General features: G+C 48.0%; 4 protein-coding genes. 1 reads left to right on the top strand and 3 read right to left on the bottom strand.

What is annotated here, in order from left to right:
- Window positions 1-427: 427 nt before the first annotated feature.
- Both CAG65_RS02465 and rarD read right to left on the bottom strand, forming a co-directional pair.
- A complete protein-coding gene (locus CAG65_RS02465) occupies window positions 428-1,636 on the bottom strand; it encodes a NupC/NupG family nucleoside CNT transporter (RefSeq protein ID WP_161451931.1) in 1,209 nt (402 codons plus the stop codon).
- A gap of 473 nt (window positions 1,637-2,109) precedes the next feature.
- Window positions 2,110-2,982, bottom strand: a complete 873-nt coding sequence (gene rarD, locus CAG65_RS02460) for an EamA family transporter RarD (protein WP_237668726.1) — start codon at window positions 2,980-2,982, stop codon at window positions 2,110-2,112.
- Window positions 2,983-3,236: 254 nt separating this feature from the next.
- Between rarD and CAG65_RS02455 the strand changes: the two genes are divergently transcribed.
- The gene (locus CAG65_RS02455) at window positions 3,237-3,683 is read left to right on the top strand and encodes a hypothetical protein (RefSeq protein WP_021706344.1); all 447 of its coding nucleotides are present in this window, start codon (window positions 3,237-3,239) and stop codon (window positions 3,681-3,683) included.
- Between the two features lie 44 nt (window positions 3,684-3,727).
- Here the strand turns inward: CAG65_RS02455 and CAG65_RS02450 are convergent.
- On the bottom strand, window positions 3,728-4,343 hold a 616-nt coding region (locus tag CAG65_RS02450), incomplete at its 5' end, for a carbonic anhydrase (protein ID WP_161451929.1).

Raw genomic sequence — 4,343 nt, 5'->3', positions numbered from 1 at the left:
TCCCACGTCAATTAGAGTTGACATTCTATAAAATTAATCCATGTTATTTTATAGAGTAAACAATAATTTTTTTTAATTAATTCATTACGTTACATTTAATTAACAAATATATAACAACTAATCATTACACAGATTTATCAATAAAATTCAATGACTTGCGCACCAAAAAAGTGCATGATTCACCCACCAAAAAAGCGGTCAATTTGTAACCTACTGAAATAAATAGTGATATTTTATGCAGACCCAATGCGAGGCTAACACATCCTACGATCCTAAAAGTGGCCGGAAGCATGCAGTTGCAAGGCGTGTTCTGAACAAAAATTCGCAAGTTTGGCACTACTTTTTACGAGCACTCAAACCCAGATTGAAAAGACAATGAGGAAGAGAAGAAAAAAGAGCCTCCGTGATACGGAGGCTCAGGCCATCATTACAACAGAATAAAAATACCCGCCAGACAAGCGCTCATCAGATTGGCCAGTGTACCGGCCAATACGGCTTTGATGCCCAGGCTGGCCACTTCCGAACGACGCTCTGGCGCGATCACGCCGATTGAACCCAATTGGATAGCAATCGAGCCAATGTTGGCAAAGCCACACAGTGCGAAAGTAATGATGATTTGCGAGTGTTCTGACAACAAAGCTTTGTGCTCGACAAAATCAATAAAGGCAACGAATTCGTTCATGACGATCTTCTGGCCAATGTACGATCCGGCCATCAGCACTTCGTCTGCTGGCACGCCAATCACCCATGCCAGTGGCGAGAACAGGTAGCCGAAAATTGCCTGCAACGTAATACCTGCAAATCCGAACACTTCCCCCAGGCTCTCAAGGCCTGTGTTCACCATGGCAATCACACTGACAAACGCAATCAACATAGTACCAACGGCCACGGCAACCTTCATGCCGTTCATCGCGCCACTTGCTAGCGCATCAATAACGTTACTCTCCTGAGCTTTGTCCATCGCAATGTCTGACTGGTCAACCGCTGTTTCGCGCTCCGGTACAATGATCTTGGCCATCATCAGGCTGCCCGGCGCTGCCATAAAGCTGGCGGCAATCAGATATTTCAGATCCACACCCAGCCCGGCGTATCCACCCAATACACTACCGGCAACTGACGCCATACCACCGGCCATTACAGCAAACAGTTCGGAGCGGGTCATGCGGGCCAGGAAAGGACGGACTAAAAGCGGAGATTCACCTTGAGAGAGGAAGATATTACCAGTGGCCACCAAAGATTCGGCTTTACTGGTTCCAAGAAATTTTTGAATACCGCCACCAATGAACTCGATGACTTTCTGCATGATGCCCAGATAATACAAGGCAGAGATAAGGGCGCTGAAGAAAATGATAATAGGAAGGACGCGGACAGCGAAGATAAAACCAGAACTTGCAAGATCTCCGAAGAGAAAACGGATGCCTTCATCGGCAAAACCAAGGAGGCTGGAAACACCGCTACTGAGGCTGGTCAGAGCCGCTTGTCCCCATGGGAAATAGAGCACTAGGGCTGCAAACCCAACCTGGAGCAGCAGGGCTCTGGAAACCGTCTTCCAGTTGATGGCTCTGCGACTCTCTGACAACAGGATCGCGCATATCAACAGGACAACGATGCCGATTAATCCAAATACAACATTCATGTAAAGATCACCTTATACAAGCTTTGGGGAACGTAGCTGGTCCGGTCCGTGGGGTCATTCACTTTCCATGTGACGGCTTGTATTGGCTGAGCGAAGGCTCATAACCGGGCGGCAAGTATAGCCATCGTAACGAGATATTCATCACATATTTTTGCGCAAACGTTCAAGCGTTCAAATAACCACCAGCACAGAACAAAAATCATACAAACCGATTCACCCATCGCTACCGATCACACTGAATTATTGGTTGTATGGATTGAGCGTCATTGAAGTTGAACGTAGATCACACTAAGGCATGAATTCGAGATGCAAACTTTCGAACGAATGGCAAGGGACAGGAACTAGTACTAACGTTATTTTTGTAAGTAATGCCTTCAATTCTATTATCTCGCTAACAGCGTCGGCTTAAATAGGTAATCAAAGTAGGCCTCACCATCACGGTGAGGCCTTCTCATACGGAGATATAATTTGTTTCAGATAAGGCGGGCCATCCGTCGGTTTCTCGCCCGTCTAATCAACGTCTCAGAAATGGTCAGCAGTAAGCCAACCCAAATAAATGCGAAACTGACCGCCTTTACACTGTCGAAGATCTCACCAAAAAACCACACCGCCAACAAAAACTGGATACTCGGTTCAATGTACTGCATCAAACCCACAGTCGACATGGTCGTTAGGCGCAGCGCAATCGAATAAAACACCAGCGGCCCAAGCGTCATTGGCGCCGCACCGGCGTATAATGCCAGCGTTTCCCACCCTGAATTCAACGACACGGCGCCGACACTGACGTGTTTGAACAACAAGTACATAATGGCCAAAGGCGCGAGCGTAGTAGCTTCCACAAACAAGCTTACGCTCCAGGTGTACTGAATTTTCTTCTTACACCAGCCATACAAGGTGAAGAAAATCGCCATAACCAATGCAACGTAGGGGACCTGCCCGTACTGGTATACCTGATAGGACAGACCAATAAATGCCAGAAATAACGCGAGTTTCTTTCCGGCTGAGATGGTCTCTTTTAAGACAAAAATCCCGAGCGCATTCATGGTCAGCGGGCTGATAAAGAACCCCAAACTGGCGTCAATCACCCGCTCGTGAGTCATCGCCCAGGTGAAAGCAACCCAAGAGATTGACATCAGGCTGCTGCCGAGAAAGGCATACCACAATGATCGTTTGTCTTGCAGTAACGTCTTCAGATCAGATAGCTTGCCAAACAGCGTCACAATCAACCAGGCAACAGGGACAGACGCGATCAAACGCACGGCCAGTAACTCATCCGGCGCGGCCGCGGGCAAATGTTGGTAATAAAGCGGTAGCAGGCCCCAGAGGACAAATGAAAGCGCTGCCATCCAGTTTCCAATCATAACTGGTGACACATCAATACCTTAAAGTGACGAGATTGATCGCGATTTTAACCCCTTTTCACTGGCTGTAAAGCGAATTACCGCTTTTCATCAGGGGCCATGAAGCGATTCAGAAATAAGCGCAAGTTACCCGGCATTATGAAGAAAAAACCGGCCGTCTTTCAATCAATAAGAACATGGTAATCTGGCAGTGAATCGTTACAATAGCGGCCTTTTGTTCGACTACCCCGGAGAGCCACATGCAAACGGATTACACTTTGACCAACCTACAATCAATGCCCAGAGAAGAGCTGGAGACATTCAGTATGCGCATGTTGCATCGACTGGTACCGGAAGAGTCTGCCAGTGAGTTGTTTACCTTTGATGCCGAAGAGACAGAAAACGAAGAGCGCCTGCAGGCAGCGAAGTTTGACGCAATGTTACGTTTGCATGCAATAGCGTTGAGCGAGTTACCGGCTTTATTTGGTGAATCGAACAATGCTCAGCAGAATATCGTACGCATGAGCCGTTTACTACTGTGGCATTTCTATGCAGTCTCGTTTAACTTGGAAAAAGTCATTAGTCTGGAAACGCACTGCAACCATGTGGAAGTGCTCCTCAAATCAGCCCCTTCCGATGCATTTGGTTGGGTTAAAGCACTCACTGAGCTACTGCATCAGTACGCTGAACTGAACCAGCCAAAATAGTATCTTCAGCCCGTCGGAAAGACAGGCTGAATCGCGGCGCCGTCCTAGTCGTTTTTCAGAACTACCCGGGCATTCTTCGCTTGTACCGGGCGGTTATTGTGTCCCATCACATCCATCAACTGTTGAGTTTGCTCTCCGGCCAGTTGCTGTGGCTGTTTGACCACCAACCAGCGTACGCCTTCACTGCAAGGAGGTGTGGTCAATGAACCGTTGAACCGATAGTAATGTGCCAGTTTTGGCAATAATGATGCAACCGGGAAAGATGGGTTAAGTTTCACGCTTTCCCCTTTGCCCGGCAAGGTGTCTGTCAGTTGAGTCATCTGTGGGTTCTCGGCGCCGTTATCAAACATTACGGCCAGTACCGCCAAATTCCCACTGCGATCTGAGTGAACAAAATGCGCTTCCAACGGGTATTGCTTACCGCGGATCAGATTTTCAGACGGGGTATGGAAGTGGAACTGCAGTAATTTGTACGTCGTGCCATCAAGAGACAGGGTATTGTCACCCGACACCTCGGCCTGAAGTGTGTGGCCGTTATTGGTTAATGCAGTCACATTTCCCTGGTAGGTAATCTCGAGATCCTTGAGATCCGCGTCCACCGCTCCACTGATGTCGATCGGGCTCTGGTTTTTGCCCTCGGCACAGGTCGCCGATACATTG

This window comes from Vibrio sp. V39_P1S14PM300, from assembly GCF_009904765.1.
Lineage (GTDB): Bacteria > Pseudomonadota > Gammaproteobacteria > Enterobacterales > Vibrionaceae > Vibrio > Vibrio proteolyticus.
The sequence above is the reverse complement of the archived record's forward strand: the minus strand, read 5'-3'. Positions and strand labels throughout refer to the sequence as shown.

Excerpts from the sequence above, each read along its gene's own strand:
- CAG65_RS02465 (WP_161451931.1), bottom strand. The coding sequence starts at position 1,636 with ATGAATGTTGTATTTGGATTAATCGGCATCGTTGTCCTGTTGATATGC.
- rarD (WP_237668726.1), bottom strand. The coding sequence starts at position 2,982 with ATGGCAGCGCTTTCATTTGTCCTCTGGGGCCTGCTACCGCTTTATTAC.
- CAG65_RS02455 (WP_021706344.1), top strand. The coding sequence starts at position 3,237 with ATGCAAACGGATTACACTTTGACCAACCTACAATCAATGCCCAGAGAA.